This is a genomic window from Streptomyces sp. NPDC048506 (genome assembly GCF_040651315.1).
Classification (GTDB): domain Bacteria; phylum Actinomycetota; class Actinomycetes; order Streptomycetales; family Streptomycetaceae; genus Streptomyces.
In genome coordinates, this window is record NZ_JBEZIX010000022.1 from 45,943 (window position 1) to 62,151 (window position 16,209).

Below are 16,209 nucleotides of genomic sequence, written 5' to 3' on the forward strand. Positions count from 1 at the left end.
TCCCGCGAGCAGCGGGCCAAAGACAGGCGATTGACTGAAAATTCAACGAGGAGGGCCGCCGGTGAATGCCGGCGGCCCTCCTCGCTTTGTGCGGTTGATGCGCTAAGGCTCGGACTAGCGCTCGATGAGCGCGAAGAGGCTCTCCCAGCGCTCGACAATCTCATCCGTGGAGAAGCGCTGGATGTTCTCCCGCGCGGCTTCGCCCATCGTGTCCCGAAGGTCCTTGTCGGACATCAGGGCGTCGAGATGCCGGGCGAATTCGGTGACATTGCCCGGAGGGGCGAGCAGACCGTCCTCGCCGTCCGTGATGATCTCGTGGACGCCCGGCGCCACGTCGAACGCCACACACGGCACCGCGGTGGCCATGGCCTCCATGGGGGCCAGCGGGAAGCCCTCGCCGCGCGAGCTCAGCGCGAACACCGCGCTCTCCCGCAGCGCCCCGGGGACATCGCTGGTACGCCCCATCCACGCGATGCTGTCGGTCACCCCCAGCTCCGCCGCCAACTTGCGCAGCGCCTCCGCCTCCTCGCCGGAGCCGTAGATCCGCAGCGTCCAGTCCGGGTGCCGCGGCGCGACCTTCGCCCAGGCCTCCAGCAGCAGGTCGACGCCCTTCTCCTCGTGCAGTCGGCCGATGCTCACCACGCACTTGTGGGAACGGTCCGAGGGCACGTCGGGGAAGAACGGCAGCGGGTTCGGCATGAAACCGACGTTGTCCATCCGCTGCCGGATCCAGCGGTCGGCGTCCTCGCGGGTGAGCGTCAGCATCCGGTCGACATCCTCGTAAAACCGCTTGACGCGACCGAAGCGGGACGACTTGCGACAGGTTTCGAACGATTCATGGCTCATACCGATCACCGTCAGTCCGGCGGTGTCGGCCAGCGCGACCCACTCCATCGCCCAGACCTGGGTGACGATCACCACCCCGCCCGGCTTGGCCGCCCGGAACAGCGCGCTCATCTTGGCCGCCTGCTCGCGCATACCGGCCTCCCGGGCGGCCCGGCGGCGCTGCTCGACGAGGTTGAGCCGGTCCTTGAGGCCACGCACCGGACGCACGCTCGGCGGGTGCTCGGCGTAGAGCGTGGTGGTCCCGAACGGCAGGTCGTCGGCGAGCTCATGGGCCCGACCCTCGGGCGGCGGCACGATGCCGACGACGTGCACCCGGTGCCCCCGTTCGCTGAACAGGCGCGCCATCTGGTGCGACCAACTGGTGATGCCGCCCATCTCGTTGACGCTGTTGGAGACGAAGAAGATGTCCCGCGGCTCGGCTGCGTACGGCTTGGTCATCAACGGCTCCACTGCGCAAAGAACTGGTCGACGATGCTCCGGGCGGCGTCGCCCCGGTCGTATTCTCCGAACTTGGCGACGAATTCCTTACGGCTCTGCGCGTATTCCAGCGCCTGTGACTCGAACGACTTGATCGTCTCGTGGAATTCGTCCTCGGTGCGGACCACCGGGCCCGGCGCGTGCTCCAGTAGATCGAAGTACGTGCCACGGCCCTCGTGGACGTATTCGTCGTAGTCGTAGGTGAAGAACACCAGCGGACGATCGAGCAGCGCATAATCGAACATCACCGACGAATAGTCCGTGATCAGCCCGTCGGCCAGCTCCAGGATCGGCGTCACGTCATGCCGCGCCGAGACGTCGATGACCCGGCCCTGCACGGTCGGTGGCAGCACCACGTGATTGAGGTAGTGCGAGCGCACCAGGAGGACGAAGCTGTCGCCGAACTGGTCGGCGAAACGCTCCACGTCGAAGGGCAATGCGAAGCGCCCGTGCCGCCCTCCGTGCTTGCGGAACGTCGGTGCATAAAGCAGCACCGTCTTGTCCTCGGGAATGCCCAACTCCGCGGCCAGCGCCCCGCGTTCGCGCCGTCCCAGGTCCGCCTCCCGCTGCCGGGTGCGCACCAGTGCGTCATTGCGCGGGTAGCCCACCCGCAGCAGCGTCCGCTCCTTGAGCCGGAACGCCTTGGCGAGGGTGTGCACATCGTGCTCGGAACGGACCAGGAAGCGGTCGAAGCGGTCCAGCGAAGCCTGCTGCTCCGCCTGCTGCTGCCGGGTCTGCGCCTTCAGCGCCGGCTGGTCGAAGCCCATGTTCTTCAGCGCCGACCCGTGCCAGGTCTGGATGTAGGTGGTCTCCGGGCGCTTGCTGAGCTTGAGCGGGTAGCTCTGGTTGTCCACCCAGAACTCGGCCTGCGCCAGCGCCTTGAGGTACGCCAGCGACCAGCGCTTGACGAGCGTGACGTCCTTGGGGAAGTCCTTCGGGGAGCCGGCGTACGACCAGATCGCCTCGAAGTCCAGGCCCTGCCGCCGCATCTCCTCGTAGATGGCGCGCGGGCTGTCGCTGTACTGCTTGCCCAGGTGGCTCTCGAAGACCACCGTGCGCTTCTTGATCGGCAGCCGGCTGAACACCTCGTGGTACGCGCGGAGCTTGTTGTCGCCGGAGGTGACCTTCCTGCGCAGGTCCTTCGCCTTGCGGTAGCCGCTCTTGGCCAGCGTCCCCGGCCTGCCGCGCACTCCGCGGGTGATCAGCTCCTGTACCCGCTCGGCGCTACGCCCCTCGCTGACCAGGCCGAACGCCAGGTGCCCACGGGCCGACGCATGCGGCCGGAGGTGATCGGCGACCATCCGCGACAGCCGCGGCCGGACCGGCAGGCCGCCGGTGAGCGGGGTGTCGGCGACGGTGAGCCGGGTGGTGGTGCGCACACCGTCCACGTCCAGGCGCAGCCGTACGTCCCAGATGGTGTCGACGATGCCCAGCGGGCGCAGCTTGGCGGTGAGGTCGGCGGTGGCCTCCCAGTGGACGGCGTCGCCCTCGTGGCGCACCACCTGCACCGGGAAGCGGAAGGACTGGAGACTGCGCCGGCGGGCGCTGAACTCCAGCTCGGCCTTGAGCGTGGCGCCCGGCGGGATGGCGCCGAGCGGATTGGTGATCCGCCCGGTCAGGGAGACCGACTGGCCGGACTCGGCGTACCGGGTCAGCTGGTTGCGCAGGAACAGCTGGTTGACCGGCTTCTCGTGGTAGCCGATGTCGGTCACGTCCAGCACGTCGCGGCCGAACGCGTCGTCGAAGTGGCCGCCGCACCAGTAGATCCGGCCGTCGTGCTCGGCGAGCGGCGAGGAGACCTTGTCGCGGTTGATGAGCGTGTCGACCGCCGGGATCAGGTTGTCCCAGTCACCCTGCTGGAGCAGGTACGCACAGATCGCCTGGATCGGCTGGACGCGCTCGTACGCCTCAGGGGCGATGCCGGCGAGGTAGTCCCGGGAGAGCTCGGCGAACTCCCGGCGGTAGGACTCGTCGCGGAACGGCAGATCCCGCAGGTGCAGCACCAGGTCGTGCTTGAGGAATTTGACGTCCTTGGCGAGCTTCATCTCGGTCAGCCCGCGCTCGGCCAGCAATGCGTCGATGCGCTGGTGGATCTCCAGCCGGTGCGCATAGTTCGTCATTTCGTGCCGCCGGTTCGTCACCGACTTCACGGCGGCCTTCTCGAACACGTGCCAGAAATAGACCTGATTGGGAATCAGAGTGATGCGCCGCGCCGCGAGATAGGCGTCGGCGATAAACATCAGGTCCTCGTAGAACATCCCCTTGGGGAAACGGAGATTGTGTTCGATGAGGAAATCGCGGCGATAACACTTGTTGGTGGAGAGGGTGTCCCACACGAACAGGTCCGGCAATTCGGTGACCGATTCCAGTGTGCGGGTCGTGGAATACAGCCAGGAGTACCACTCGTCCCGCTTCTGGTTACGGGTGTCCTTGTGCAGACGGACGCACAGACCGGAGACGATGTCCGACCCGCTCTCCTCCGCGGCCTCCAGCATATTGCGGCAGGCATTGACCTCCAGGACGTCGTCGCTGTCCAGGAACATCACATAGCGGCCCGTGGTGTGCTGGATGCCGGCGTTGCGCGGCTCGCCGCCCGCACCGCTGTTCTCCGGCAGCTGGAAGGCTCTGACCCGTCCGGGGTGGGTGGCCGCGAGGCGCTGCGCGACATCGAAAGAACGGTCGGTGCTGCAGTCGTCGACGATCACCACCTCGACGTCCCGAAGTGTTTGGTCCAGTACGGACTGGACCGCGGTCGGCAACCGGTCGGCGTCGTTGTAGACGATGACGACTACTGAGACGTCAGGCACAGGCACCTCAACCCTCTTTCGCTGCTGTTTCCCGCCAGAATAGCCCTATCTGTACCCCCCGATAACAACCAATCGCACCCATAGCGCTACATACAGTGAGTCGCCGTGGCATCAGGAAGGGGTACTTCGGCGCTCGGATCTTGACCGTGCGTCATCCCTGGAGATCCGCCCGCCGGGCAGGTTCCGGCCGGAGGGGAAGACGGCCGCCCCGGCGAATCGGTTGCCTGCCGTCATGTGACGTACGTTGCCTGATCGCGTGTAGGACGCGTTGCGATCAGACATTTATCGGATTCCGTATCGGAGCGGCACGGGGGGACGTAGCAGGAAGCAGCGGGAAGTAGCAGGAAATAGCCGTTCCGGATGCGGCGGTGACGTCCGGCCGCGGTTGATCGAATAGCCCCCGGCCGGCCACGGTGTGACCCGATCGTCCCGCCGCCCCGGGCACCTGGGCGCCCTCCCGTACGTCCTCCTCATGGCGGATGTGTCGCGGCACGATCAGGGAAAGATCCTGCTCAAGTACTAGCGACGTGCCTTTGCCAACCCATTACGCTTGCCGTCAAGGCCGCGCAGGGCGGCCATGGAGGAGTGAGGATGAGGAGCAGCAACCCGGTCTTCTCGCGACGGGGCTTCAGCCGCGACACCGGCTACGCGGGCTTCAACGCACCGCCGCAGGCCGGGGGCCCCACCGCGAACCCGTACGCCGGCACCAACCCCTACGCACAGGGCGGCAACCCGTACGCCCAGGGCCAGCAGCCCGCCACCCAGACACCGCCGCAGTACGTGCCGCGGTCCGACGCGATGACGATGGACGATGTCGTCACGCGGACCGGCCTGACGCTCGGCACGGTCATCGCCGGCGCCACGGTCGGCTGGCTGTTCCTGACCCAGCAGCTCGGATTCGCCGTCGGCGCCGGTCTGCTGGCGATGGTGCTGGGCTTCGTCCAGTCCTTCAAGCGCAGGCCGTCGCCCGCGCTGATCCTGGCGTACGCCGCGCTGGAGGGCGTCTTCCTCGGCGCGCTCAGCGGCTTCATCAACGACCTGCCGAAGATGAACGGCGCCCCCATGCAGGCGGTGCTGGGCACGATGGCGGTGTTCGTCGCGATGCTGGTCGCCTACAAGACGCGAATCGTGCGGGTCACCGCCCGCTTCACCCGCTTCGTGATGATCGCGGCCATGGGCTTCGTCCTGCTGTCGCTGGTCAATGTGTTGTTCATGGTGTTCGGCGGCGGTGACGGCCTCGGCTTCCGCAGCGGCGGCCTGGGCATCCTCTTCGGCATCGTCGGCGTCGTCCTCGGCGCGCTGTTCCTGGCCCTGGACTTCAAGCAGGTCGAGGACGGCATCGCGTACGGCGCTCCGCGCGAGGAGTCCTGGCTGGCGGCCTTCGGCCTGACCCTGACGCTGGTGTGGATCTACATGGAGATGCTGCGGCTGATCTCCATCCTCCGGGGCGACTGACGCACCACGGCGCACCACCCGACGAAGGGCCCGCAGGCAGTTGCCTGCGGGCCCTTCGGCTTGGAGGGTGCGTGTTCTGCGCCGGCGGGGAGTAAGCCCGTCATCGTGGGTCAGAGCTTCCGCGCAGCGCGCCTGAGGTCGTGTTCGTGGACGATCGCCTTGGCGTGTCCGTATGACAGGTTGTGCTCACCACGGAGCCAGCTGACCTTTTCGTCGAAACGGAAGAGAGCGGGGCCTTCTTCAACGGTGCGGAGCCAGTCGGAGATTTCCCGGCCGGTGCAGTGCGGGATACGGGAGAGCATGTTCCGGTGGGTCTCTTCGGAGAAGAGCTGAGACATCGGCGCCTCCGGACGCGGTCGATGCTGGTTCTTCAGCACGCCGTGCCTGACCGTTCCGCCGTTGGCAACCACCCGGGAGTGGCGCATAGGCTCACGACGTGCTTGACGTGACCCCCTTGCAGACCGCCGTCGATGCCCTCGCCGACCGCCTCAGAGCGCTGCCGCAGAGCAGGCTCAGCCAGGGCGCGGCCGCCGAAGGGCTGGCGCTGGCACGCCGGTTGGCGACCCGTGCCCAGCTGATCGAGCGGCCCGGAGAGCCGGTGCGCGAGCTCCCCGACGCCGGGATGTTCGCGGTCGGCGACCAACTTTCGGTGGCCGGACATGACCTCATCGAGGCGCTGCGGACCGCGGCCGCCCGCCCGGCCGGCGACGCGGCCGACTCTGACGCGAAAGCGGCCCCCGCCGAGGAACTGGCGGAGGCCCTGCGACTCGTACGGGCGACGGCGGAACGCTGCTAGCGGCGGGGCCGGCTGCTCGGGCTGCCCCGTCTCAGAGCGAGGCCCAGAGCTGAGGCCCAGAGCCAGTTCAGAGCGAGGCGATGACGCGGTCGGCGAGGATGTAGACGCTCTCGTCGCGGCTCTCGCCCCAGGAGAAGGTCAGCGCGTACGCACCGGAGATACCGGAGCCGCCCAGCAGCACCGGCGTGAGCCCATCGTGCAGCGCACCGGCGACGCGCTCCGCGGCCTCCCGCTGCCCGGGTGTCAGGCAGAGCGTGGTGCCGTCGGCGAAGACGTAGACGTCGAGGGTGCCCAGCGGACCGGGGCGCACGTCCGCGACCGGAGTGCGCTCCTGCGCCAGCTCCTCCAGTCGCGCCACGGTGCGCTCGTGGTCGCTGATCACCGGGGACGGTGAGAAGTCCGGGTGCGAGGGGTGGCGTCGGCGAGCGGCGGCCAGCTCGGCGGACTCGGTCTCCTCGACCGGCTCCAACTCCGGAGCGTCCAGGGCTTCCAGCGCCTCCACCGACTCCAGGGCGTCCGGGCCCAGCAGCGGCTCGATACCGGCGAAGTCCGCCTGGCGGGGCAGGAACGGGTGGGTGTCGAACCGGTCGAACTCCGGCCGCTCCAGCTCGCGCCCCTCGGTACGGGCGTCCAGCGGGCCCTCGTCGCCGAGCCCGACCAGGCCGCCGAGCAGGGACGGGGCGTCGGCCGCGTCCCGGGCTTCCTGCGCCGCCCAGAAGGCACGGGCCTCGGCCAGCTCCCGCTCGCGCTCCTCGGCCAGGGCATCGGCCACGGCGGCCCGTATGTCCGCGAGCGGCGTCTCGGCAGCCGGCGTGGTGCGGGCGGCCGGGATGGTCGCATCGGCCGGGTGCGCCGCCTCCGCGCGCGCGGTGGCGTCCCGGCGAGCGGCCACGAGTTCGGAGTGCAGCTCGGCGATCTGGCCGCGCAGCGCACGGGCGGTGCGCAGGGCGACGACGCCCAGCGCCACGGCGACGGCCGCAGTCAGCAGCAGGACGAGGGTGCTGACGCTCATGCGTCCTCCCCACTTCGCTCGGCGGCCCACTTCCCATGGGCCGCGCATCGGTACACGGACTTCCCCCGCCCTTCGGTGGGGGTGACCCCCTTGATGCGCTCGCTCACGGAATGACTCCTGGTGGCGGCTGGCTCACCGGCGTACTCCCGTTAGCAGAATGTTCTCGGACTTCCTACATCAGCCTGCCGGGGGTCGGCGACCGCTCCCAGTGCACTATGTCCCGAAATGCTGGGGGCCATGGGCCTCGTACGTTGGGGTGAACCCATGATGACCTGCAAGAACGCCTCGCCCCCAGGGCGTTGGTCACAATCCTGGGGGAGATTGGGTCGCGATCTTGTTAACGCGTGACACGGCTCACGCCGGGGTCGCCGCCCGTGTTCGCACGACAGCGAAGGGTGTGCGCGGGGCGGGAGTTGGTCCGCTTCCTCCGCGCACACCCAACGGGCGACCGCGCTTCCGCTGCGCTACAGCTCAGCTCAGCCGCACAGGCCCATGGTCACGCTGACCTTCGCTTCCGCTGCGCTACAGCTCAGCTCAGCCGCACAGGCCCATGGTCACGCTGACCTTCGCTTCCGCTGCGCTACAGCTCAGCTCAGCCGCTCGATGACCATCGCCATGCCCTGGCCGCCGCCGACGCACATCGTCTCCAGGCCGAACTGCTTGTCGTGCCACTGGAGGGAGTTGATGAGGGTGGTGGTGATCCGGGCGCCGGTCATGCCGAAGGGGTGGCCGACGGCGATCGCGCCGCCGTTGACGTTCAGCCGGTCCAGGTCGATGCCCAAGTCCCGGTAGGACGGGATCACCTGGGCGGCGAACGCCTCGTTGATCTCGACCAGGTCGATGTCCGAGATCGAGAGGCCGGCGCGCCGGAGCGCCTGCTTGCTGGCCTCCACCGGGCCGTACCCCATGATCTCGGGGGACAGGCCCGAGACGCCGGTGGAGACGATCCGCGCCAGCGGGGTCAGGCCCAGCTCGCGGGCCTTGGTGTCGGACATGATGACCAGCGCCGCGGCACCGTCGTTCAGCGGGCAGCAGTTGCCGGCGGTCACCAGGCCGTCGGGGCGGAAGACCGGCTTGAGGCCCTGGACGCCCTCCAGGGTGACGCCGGCGCGCGGGCCGTCGTCCTGGGAGACGACCGTGCCGTCGGGCAGGGTGACCGGGGTGATCTCCCGCTCCCAGAAGCCGTCCTTGATCGCCTTCTCGGCGAGGTTCTGGGACCGTACGCCGAACTCGTCCATGTCCTGGCGGGTGACGCCCTTGAGGCGGGCGAGGTTCTCCGCGGTCTGGCCCATCGCGATGTACGCGTCCGGGATCAGGCCGTCCTCTCGGGGGTCGTGCCAGCCCGCGCCCTCCTCCTCGGCGCGCGCGGCGGTACGGGCCTCGGCGTCGGCGAAGAGCGGGTTGTGGGTGTCGGGCAGACCGTCCGAGGTGCCCTTGACGCTGCGGGAGACCATCTCGACACCGGCCGAGATGAAGACGTCGCCCTCGCCGGCCTTGATGGCGTGCAGCGCCATGCGGGTCGTCTGCAGCGAGGAGGAGCAGTAGCGGGTGATGGTGCAGCCGGGCAGGTGGTCCATCCCCATCTGGACGGCCACGATGCGGCCGAGGTTGTGGCCCTGCTCGCCGCCCGGCAGACCACAGCCGAGCATCAGGTCGTCGATGTCCTTGGGGTCCAGCTCGGGGACCTTGGCGAGGGCGGTCTCGATGATCTTCGCGGTCAGGTCGTCCGGGCGCAGATCCTTGAGCGAGCCCTTGAAGGCGCGGCCGATCGGGGAGCGGGCGGCTGAGACGATCACGGCTTCGGGCATCACGGCTCCTGAAGGACAAGGGGAAAGACTGTGAGGGAAGTTACCTGCACGTACTGCTGAGGTCACGAGCTGCGGCCTGTGATGCGGGCCTCTTTTCTAAGCGGGCGCTTATGGGAACGGGGTGGGGGCGACGGGTATTCCCCACGGCCCCGCCCGTGCCCTGCCCCCGAGCGCACCGTGTCGGATCGCGGCCGCACCGTGCCGGATCGCGGCCGCACCGGGACCGCTGCGTCACCCGGTGACCGACGAGCTGTCCGTCGGCTCCGCCGCCGGCAGCTGGCGGCGCCTGCGGTGCTTGAGCAGCGCCCAGCGCGCACGCGAGGCGGTGACCTCCGTGCCGCCCTCGGCGGCCGCCTCGACGGCCGCCTGCGCGACCGGCAGGATGCCCTCGCCGCGGGCCGGCTCCGGCCGCTCCTCCTCCGGCCACAGCCCCAGGGCGGCGCACAGCGTCGGCAGGACGGCCATCGCCGCGGTCGCGTAGCCCTCGGCCGACGGGTGGTAGTTGTCCGGCCCGAACAGCTCCCGCGGACGCGCCTCGAACTCGGGGCCCAGCAGATCGCCGAGCGAGACCGTCCGCCCGCCGTTCTCGACCACACCGATGGTCTGGGCGGCCGCGAGCTGCCGGGAGAGCCGCCGGGCCACCCAGCGCAGCGGCTGGTAGACCGGCTCGATGGTGCCCAGGTCGGGGCAGGTGCCCACCACCACGGCACAGCCCGCCGTGCGCAGCCGCCGCACCGCCTCGGAGAGGTGGCGCACGCACTGTGCGGGCGGCAACCGGTGGGTGACGTCATTGGCGCCGATCATGATCACGCAGATGTCCGGGATCCCGGTGTCGTCCGCCAGCACCAGCTCCACCTGTCGCGCCAGGTCGTCGGACTGGGCGCCCGGCAGCGCCACGTTGTGGAGGTCCACCGGCAGTTCGGAGACCGCGGCGAGGCCCGAGGCGAGCAGCGCGCCCGGTGTCTGGGAGGCCCGGTGCACGCCCTGGCCGGCGGCCGTGGAGTCGCCCAGGAAGCCGAGGCGCAGCGGCGGGCGGTCGGTGCGGTGTCCGAAGGCGGCGCCGTAGCGGCCGTCCGCGCACGGCGGGATGTCGTTGGAGCCGCCGACCGTGCGGCGGGCCAGCTGGACCTCGGTCAGCAGCAGCCCGACGGCGGCCACGCCCAGCAGGCCGATCCCGCCGCCGCCGACCGCGGCCGCGGTCGCGATCCGCCGCGCCACTCTCGCCCTGGACATCGTCATCGGCATGGGCCGGGCACCTCCCCGTGCAGTGCGGGCGCGCCGCGGCCCCGAGGAGCCGGACGCGCTCTTGAATCAGCAAGAACTCCTACAACAGGGTGTTGCCCGTTCCTGCACGGAACGCAACGCATCCGACCGCCGGCCCACCCGGGCAATAGGCTGGCGGCACGGGCGCAGGAGAGCGTGCCCCCGACCGCGGAGACCACCGTGCAGTTTTACGATTCGATGATTGAGCTCGTCGGCAACACCCCGCTCGTGCGGCTCAACAACGTGACCAAGGGCATCCAGGCCACCGTCCTGGCCAAGGTCGAGTACTTCAACCCGGGCGGGTCGGTCAAAGACCGGATCGCGCTGCGGATGATCGAGGCCGCCGAGCAGTCCGGGGAGCTACAGCCGGGCGGCACGATCGTGGAGCCGACCTCCGGGAACACCGGCGTGGGCCTGGCGATCGTGGCCCAGCAAAAGGGCTACAAGTGCATCTTCGTGTGCCCGGACAAGGTGTCCACGGATAAGATCAACGTGCTGCGGGCGTACGGCGCCGAGGTGGTGGTGTGCCCGACCGCGGTGGACCCCGAGCACCCGGACTCGTACTACAACGTCTCGGACCGCCTGGTGCGCGAGACCCCGGGGGCGTGGAAGCCCGACCAGTACAGCAACCCGAACAACCCGCGGTCCCACTACGAGTCCACCGGCCCCGAGCTGTGGGCGCAGACTGACGGGCGGATCACCCACTTCGTGGCGGGCGTCGGCACCGGCGGCACGATCAGCGGTACCGGCCGCTACCTCAAGGACGCCAGTGAGGGCCGGGTCACGGTCGTCGGCGCCGACCCCGAGGGCTCGGTCTACAGCGGTGGCTCCGGGCGCCCGTACCTGATCGAGGGCGTCGGCGAGGACTTCTGGCCGACCGCCTACGACCGTACGGTCGCGGACGAGATCGTGGCGGTCTCGGACAAGGACGCCTTCCAGATGACCCGGCGCCTCGCCAAGGAGGAGGGCCTGCTGGTCGGCGGTTCCTGCGGGATGGCCGTGGTGGCCGCGCTGGAGGTCGCCGCGAAGCTCGGGCCGGACGACGTGGTGGTGGTGCTGCTGCCGGACAGCGGCCGTGGCTACCTCTCCAAGATCTTCAACGACGAGTGGATGGCCGACTACGGCTTCCTGGAGGAGGGCGGCACCGCGGCGCGGGTCAGCGACGTGCTCCAGTACAAGGAGGGCGCGCTGCCGTCGCTGGTGCACATGCACCCCGAGGAGACCGTCGGCGAGGCGATCGACGTCCTGCGCGAGTACGGCGTCTCGCAGATGCCGATCGTCAAGCCGGGCGCCGGGCACCCGGACGTGATGGCCGCCGAGGTCGTCGGCTCCGTCGTCGAGCGGGAGCTGCTGGACGCGCTCTTCACCCAGCGCGCGTCGCTGACCGACCCGCTGGAGAAGCACATGTGCCCGCCGCTGCCGCAGGTCGGCTCGGGCGAGTCGGTCTCCGACCTGATGGCGGTCCTGGAGAGCGCGGACGCGGCGATCGTCCTCGTCGAGGGCAAGCCGAAGGGCGTGGTGAGCCGGCAGGACCTGCTGGCCTTCCTGGCGCGCGAGGCCGGCAAGTAACAGCCCGTCCCGGCGGTCGTCCTCGGGGCGGCCGCCGGGACGTGCCGGGCCGCGGCGGCGTCAGGTTGCCGTCAGGAAACGGCCCGTCACCGCAAGGTGTACGTATGCGTCATGTGTTGGCAGCACGGGCTTAACACTCGTCAGGCACAGTGATGTGCATGGCGATACGGACCTCCGGAGCGGCTCCCGGACCTCCACCGTCGCCTCCCGGATGCGACGACCGGTTCTGACCCGGAGCGCGTCCCTTGCGGGGACCGCCGTCGTCCCGCCCCCGGCCCCGGCCGGGGTGCGGCGGTCCCCGCAACACCCTTGTGTGCCCCGGTCGTTGGCCGCGCCGGGTGTGAGCTGCTCCGGCTGCTCCGGGCGTCGGCTGCTCCGTCCGCCCCGGGCGTCGGCCCACCGGCCGTCAGTCCCACTCCCCGTTGCGGTGCTCCCCGCGCGAGCGCAGCAGGTTCCACAGGCCCAGGCTGTGCACCGCGTTGACGCCGACGATGCCGGCCCAGCTCGCCAGCAGCCCCGGCAGTTCGGCACCGGCGACGGCCACCGCGGACAGTGGCACGGCGAGCACCAGCGACACCGTGGCGACCCCGAACCGCTCCCAGTACTCGTGCCCACCGCCCGACCGGCCCGCCGGTCGGACGCCCCGCGCCACCTGCACCTGCTGCTCGGCGAGCTGCCGCCGCACCCGCTGGTCGACGTTCCGGTCCAGCTTCTCCAGGAAGGACTCCAGCAGCTCCGACTCGTACTCCGGCCCCAGTTCCTTGCGGGTCTGGAGGGTCGCGTCGAGCTCTTTGCGCAGATCGGCCTCGTGTGTCGGCATGTCGTCGAGGCTACGGAGCGCCGGAACGCGGCGCGGTAGGGCTATCCCCCCAATCCGGCCGGGGCTGTTTCCCCGTGCTCTCCGTGCTCTCCGTGCTCTCCGTGCTCCCCGTGCTCTCCGTGCTCCCCGTCGGGCGCCGTCGCTTCCGGGGCGGGTGCGCGGTCGGGCGGGGTGGTGAGCCGGTACAGGACGGCGGGGACGGCCAGGCCGACGAGCCAGGAGATGTCGGCGCCGCCGAGCGGGGCGAGCAGCGGTCCGGTGTAGAAGGCCGTTGCCAGGAACGGCAGTTGGGCGAGCACGCCGACGGCGTAGACGGCGAGGGCCCGGAGGTTCCACGCGCCGTAGCGGCCGTCCGGATCGCTGAGCGCCGGTATGTCGTAGCGCTCCTTGGAGATCAGGTAGTAGTCGACGAGGTTGATCGCCGACCACGGAGTGAAGAAGGTCAGCAGGAAGAGCAGGAAGTCCTTGAAGGACGTCAGGAAGGAGTCCTTGCCGAGGAGGGCGACGGCGGTGCCGGCGCACATGATCCCCGCGATGTACGCCGACCGGCCGCGCGCGGAGAGGGTGCGCTGACCCCGGAAGCCGCTGACGCTGGTCACCAACGACATGAAGCCGCCGTAGGTGTTGAGGACGTTGATGGTGAGTTTGCCCAGGGCGATGACGAAGAAGAGGAGCGAGGCGATCAGTCCGGTGCCGCCCAGGCCGACGACGTAGCCGACCTCGTGGCCCACGAACGCGGTGGGTGCCGCCGCGGCCGCCAGCACGCCGAAGGTCATCGACCACTGCGAGCCGAGCACCGAACCCGAGAGCGTCCACCAGAACGTCGCCCGCGTCGAGGTGTGCCGGGGCAGATAGCGCGAGTAGTCCGCCACGTACGGGCCGAACGCCAGCTGCCAGGAGGCCGAGAGCGAGACGGCGAGCAGGAAGACCGGCAGCCCGAAGCGGTGGTCGGCGAGCAGCGCGCCGAGGTCGACGCGGTGCAGCAGGCGGATGCCGAGGTAGACGAAGGCCAGCGCGCAGACCAGGCCGGCGAGCTTGCCGAGGGTGTGGATGAGGCGGTAGCCGACGGCCGCGGCGAGCGCGGTGACCGCGGCGAAGAGGACGATGCCGGGCGTCTCGCCCAGGTGCGTCAGCTCGCCCACCGCCTGCCCGGCCAGCACGCTGCCGCTGGCGAAGAACCCGATGTACATCACGATGACCAGCGCCAGCGGGACCACCGCGCCGCGCACGCCGAACTGCGCCCGCGAGGAGATCATCTGTGGCAGGCCCAGCCGCGGCCCCTGCGCGGAGTGCAGCGCCATCACCGCCCCGCCCAGGAGGTTGCCGAGCAGCAACCCGATCAACGACCAGAAGGCGTTCGCCCCGAACACGACGGCCAGCGCGCCGGTGACGACCGCGGTGATCTGGAGGTTGGCGCCCAGCCAGAGCGTGAACTGGCTGACCGCGCTGCCGTGCCGTTCGTCGTCGGGGACGACGTCGATCGAGCGCCGTTCGACCACACCTGCCATGAATCCGCCTCGGGTCGGTTCCTGCATGGGTTCATGCAGGATCAACTGCGGTGAATGGATGGTCAATAGGTGGGGAGCGGAAAGACGTTGACGCGCTTTCGGCGCCGGCCGCGGCTCAGGCGGCCGGCGACGCCTCGCCCAGCGGTCGCAGCTCGTCCGCGTACGAGACCGAGATCCGGCGCATCAGCCCGTCCTCGGTGAGGGTGTACTGGCCCAGGCGCCACAGCGGGGGCGAGTAGGCGTGCACCGACACCGCGTCATCGGTGGCGCCGGTGAGACGGTGGATGTGGTCGGGGCCGAAGCAGAAGGAGGTGCCCGCGCCGACGGCGGTGGCCAGGTGCTCCCCGCCGATCCGGGGGTTGGACTCGGTCAGGACGCCCTGGACGACCCGGACCGCCCCGGAGGAGAGGTCGTGGTCGTGCCAGCCGGTGTCGTTCTGCCGGGTCCAGCACAGCAGCCAGACGTCGACGAACTCGTCGCGGTACAGGGACGCGTAGTGGCGCTCGTGGTCGGAGAACGCGACCTGTTCGCGCCACAGGGCCGGGCGGGCGGCGAGCGCGTCGACCAGGTCCTTCAGCTCGTGCTTGTCGAGGTTGCGCTCGGGCAGTGCGGTGAACGGCTGCGCGCCGTCGGGGACCTCACGGGCGGTGGCGGCCTGGGAGGCGGTGGTCGTCATGAGCGGGCTCCTTCCGTCGGGCCCAGCAGCCGGGCCGGGTTGGCGGTGCGCAGGGCGTGGACGGCGGCGTCCGCGCCGAGGTCGGGGATCACGGGGGAGGCGTAGGGGCGGTCGCTGCCGCTGACGACCACGTCGATCCCGACCGTCCGCACGAGGGCGTCCACCGCACGCGTCCCGTACGAGGACGTCTCGTAGAAGGCGCGGTGGTCCACCCGGCCGCGGTCCCGGCCGCCGCCGCGGGCGACCAGCCGCTCACCGTGGAGGGGCGCCAGCCCGGCCAGCGCCGCGAAGCAGACCCGCAGGTCCGGGTGGCGCGGGCGGCCGAAGGCGCGGAAGGCGAACCACGAGGCGTGCATCTGCTGGACGTACGGCACCAGCGCGGGCCACCAGGCGGGCGCGCTGTCGGCAGGGGGGAGGGGCGGTGAAGTGTCGGCCCGGGGTGGTGGCGGGACGGGGGTGCCTCCCAACGGTGGCCGGGGGAGGGCGGGCGCCGCGCCGGGGTGGACGAAGAGCGGCCGGTCCAGCTCGACGGCGATGTCCAGGAGGGGAGCGCAGTGGGCCCAGCCCTCGGCGTCGAGCAGCGCCGTGGCGGGCAGCTGGAGGCCCGCGCAGCCGCGGAGCAGCTCGCGCCGCAGCGCCTCGGTGTCCGGCTCGGGCGGGGAGAGGCAGGCCGAGGCCCAGACGCCGAAGGGCGCGGGCAGGTCCAGTGCGCCGTCGTGGAACGCGGTGAGCAGCGGCGCGGCCTCCTCGGGCGGCAGATGTTCGATGCCGAGCGGGCTGGAGAGGGAGACCAGGGCCAGGTCGAGGCCGTCGGCGCGGGCGAGGTGGGTCCGGGCCGCGATGTCGTGGTCCGTCGGGTCCACGGCGTACGGGGGCTCGCCGGGCAGGTGCAGCGTCCAGCCGTCGAGCCGCGGCGGGGCGCTCCGGGCCCGGAGCAGCGCGAGGAACGCGGGCGGCCAGAGGTGCTGATGGACGTCGACGGGCACGGGCCGAGACCTCCTCAACCGCTTCACTTAACCGCTTAACTTATGCGATTAAGTGAAGCGATTAACCACGCGTGCTGTCAAGGCCCGGCACGGTGCTCCGCCAGGGGGCGGGGCGTCCCGTCCGGCCGCTGCCCGGACCCTGCCCGGCCCCTGCCCGGCCCCCGCCCGGTGCGCCGCCTCGCGCGC

At 70.5% G+C, this 16,209-nt stretch carries 13 protein-coding genes; 3 read left to right on the forward strand and 10 right to left on the reverse strand.

Annotated elements, in window-relative coordinates; translation table 11 throughout:
• Positions 1-114: 114 nt before the first annotated feature.
• The gene (locus tag AB0C96_RS19460) at positions 115-1,284 is read right to left on the reverse strand and encodes a glycosyltransferase (protein WP_362918889.1); all 1,170 of its coding nucleotides are present in this window, start codon (positions 1,282-1,284) and stop codon (positions 115-117) included.
• Positions 1,284-4,130 carry a CDP-glycerol glycerophosphotransferase family protein gene (locus AB0C96_RS19465; RefSeq protein ID WP_362918960.1) on the reverse strand — a complete coding sequence of 949 codons (2,847 nt, stop codon included), beginning with the start codon at positions 4,128-4,130 and terminating at the stop codon, positions 1,284-1,286. The genes AB0C96_RS19460 and AB0C96_RS19465 overlap by 1 nt, the downstream gene beginning before the upstream one ends.
• 591 nt (positions 4,131-4,721) lie before the next feature.
• Between AB0C96_RS19465 and AB0C96_RS19470 the strand changes: the two genes are divergently transcribed.
• Positions 4,722-5,585 carry a Bax inhibitor-1/YccA family protein gene (locus AB0C96_RS19470; protein WP_362918890.1) on the forward strand — a complete coding sequence of 288 codons (864 nt, stop codon included), beginning with the start codon at positions 4,722-4,724 and terminating at the stop codon, positions 5,583-5,585.
• A 110-nt stretch (positions 5,586-5,695) separates the two neighbouring features.
• Here the strand turns inward: AB0C96_RS19470 and AB0C96_RS19475 are convergent, their stop codons facing one another.
• Positions 5,696-5,923 carry a DUF4287 domain-containing protein gene (locus AB0C96_RS19475; RefSeq protein ID WP_362918891.1) on the reverse strand — a complete coding sequence of 76 codons (228 nt, stop codon included), beginning with the start codon at positions 5,921-5,923 and terminating at the stop codon, positions 5,696-5,698.
• Between the two features lie 98 nt (positions 5,924-6,021).
• Here AB0C96_RS19475 and AB0C96_RS19480 point away from each other — a divergent pair, with 98 nt between their 5' ends.
• Positions 6,022-6,381 (forward strand): hypothetical protein, encoded by a 360-nt coding sequence (locus AB0C96_RS19480; RefSeq protein WP_362918892.1) that lies wholly within the window; start codon positions 6,022-6,024, stop codon positions 6,379-6,381.
• Between the two features lie 67 nt (positions 6,382-6,448).
• On the opposite strand, the gene AB0C96_RS19485 is transcribed toward AB0C96_RS19480, so the two are convergent.
• From AB0C96_RS19485 to AB0C96_RS19495, 3 genes are all read right to left on the reverse strand, one after another.
• Positions 6,449-7,393: a hypothetical protein gene (locus AB0C96_RS19485; protein ID WP_362918893.1), complete on the reverse strand. Its 945-nt coding sequence runs from the start codon at positions 7,391-7,393 to the stop codon at positions 6,449-6,451.
• Positions 7,394-7,980: 587 nt separating this feature from the next.
• Positions 7,981-9,201 (reverse strand): acetyl-CoA C-acetyltransferase, encoded by a 1,221-nt coding sequence (locus AB0C96_RS19490; protein WP_362918894.1) that lies wholly within the window; start codon positions 9,199-9,201, stop codon positions 7,981-7,983.
• Positions 9,202-9,432: 231 nt separating this feature from the next.
• Positions 9,433-10,446, reverse strand: a complete 1,014-nt coding sequence (locus tag AB0C96_RS19495; RefSeq protein ID WP_362918895.1) for an SGNH/GDSL hydrolase family protein — start codon at positions 10,444-10,446, stop codon at positions 9,433-9,435.
• A gap of 198 nt (positions 10,447-10,644) precedes the next feature.
• On the opposite strand from AB0C96_RS19495, the gene AB0C96_RS19500 reads away from it, so the two are divergent.
• Positions 10,645-12,033 carry a cystathionine beta-synthase gene (locus AB0C96_RS19500; protein WP_362918896.1) on the forward strand — a complete coding sequence of 463 codons (1,389 nt, stop codon included), beginning with the start codon at positions 10,645-10,647 and terminating at the stop codon, positions 12,031-12,033.
• A gap of 406 nt (positions 12,034-12,439) precedes the next feature.
• On the opposite strand, the gene AB0C96_RS19505 is transcribed toward AB0C96_RS19500, so the two are convergent.
• The 4 genes from AB0C96_RS19505 to AB0C96_RS19520 all read right to left on the reverse strand — a co-directional run bounded on the left by AB0C96_RS19505 (position 12,440) and on the right by AB0C96_RS19520 (position 16,023).
• The gene (locus AB0C96_RS19505; protein WP_362918897.1) at positions 12,440-12,853 is read right to left on the reverse strand and encodes a hypothetical protein; all 414 of its coding nucleotides are present in this window, start codon (positions 12,851-12,853) and stop codon (positions 12,440-12,442) included.
• Positions 12,854-12,894: 41 nt separating this feature from the next.
• Complete coding sequence (locus tag AB0C96_RS19510) at positions 12,895-14,361, reverse strand: cytosine permease (RefSeq protein WP_362918898.1); 1,467 nt, start codon at positions 14,359-14,361, stop codon at positions 12,895-12,897.
• A 115-nt stretch (positions 14,362-14,476) separates the two neighbouring features.
• Positions 14,477-15,037: a cysteine dioxygenase family protein gene (locus AB0C96_RS19515; RefSeq protein ID WP_362918899.1), complete on the reverse strand. Its 561-nt coding sequence runs from the start codon at positions 15,035-15,037 to the stop codon at positions 14,477-14,479.
• A complete protein-coding gene (locus AB0C96_RS19520; protein WP_362918900.1) occupies positions 15,034-16,023 on the reverse strand; it encodes an amidohydrolase in 990 nt (329 codons plus the stop codon). The genes AB0C96_RS19515 and AB0C96_RS19520 overlap by 4 nt, the downstream gene beginning before the upstream one ends.
• Positions 16,024-16,209: the final 186 nt, after the last annotated feature.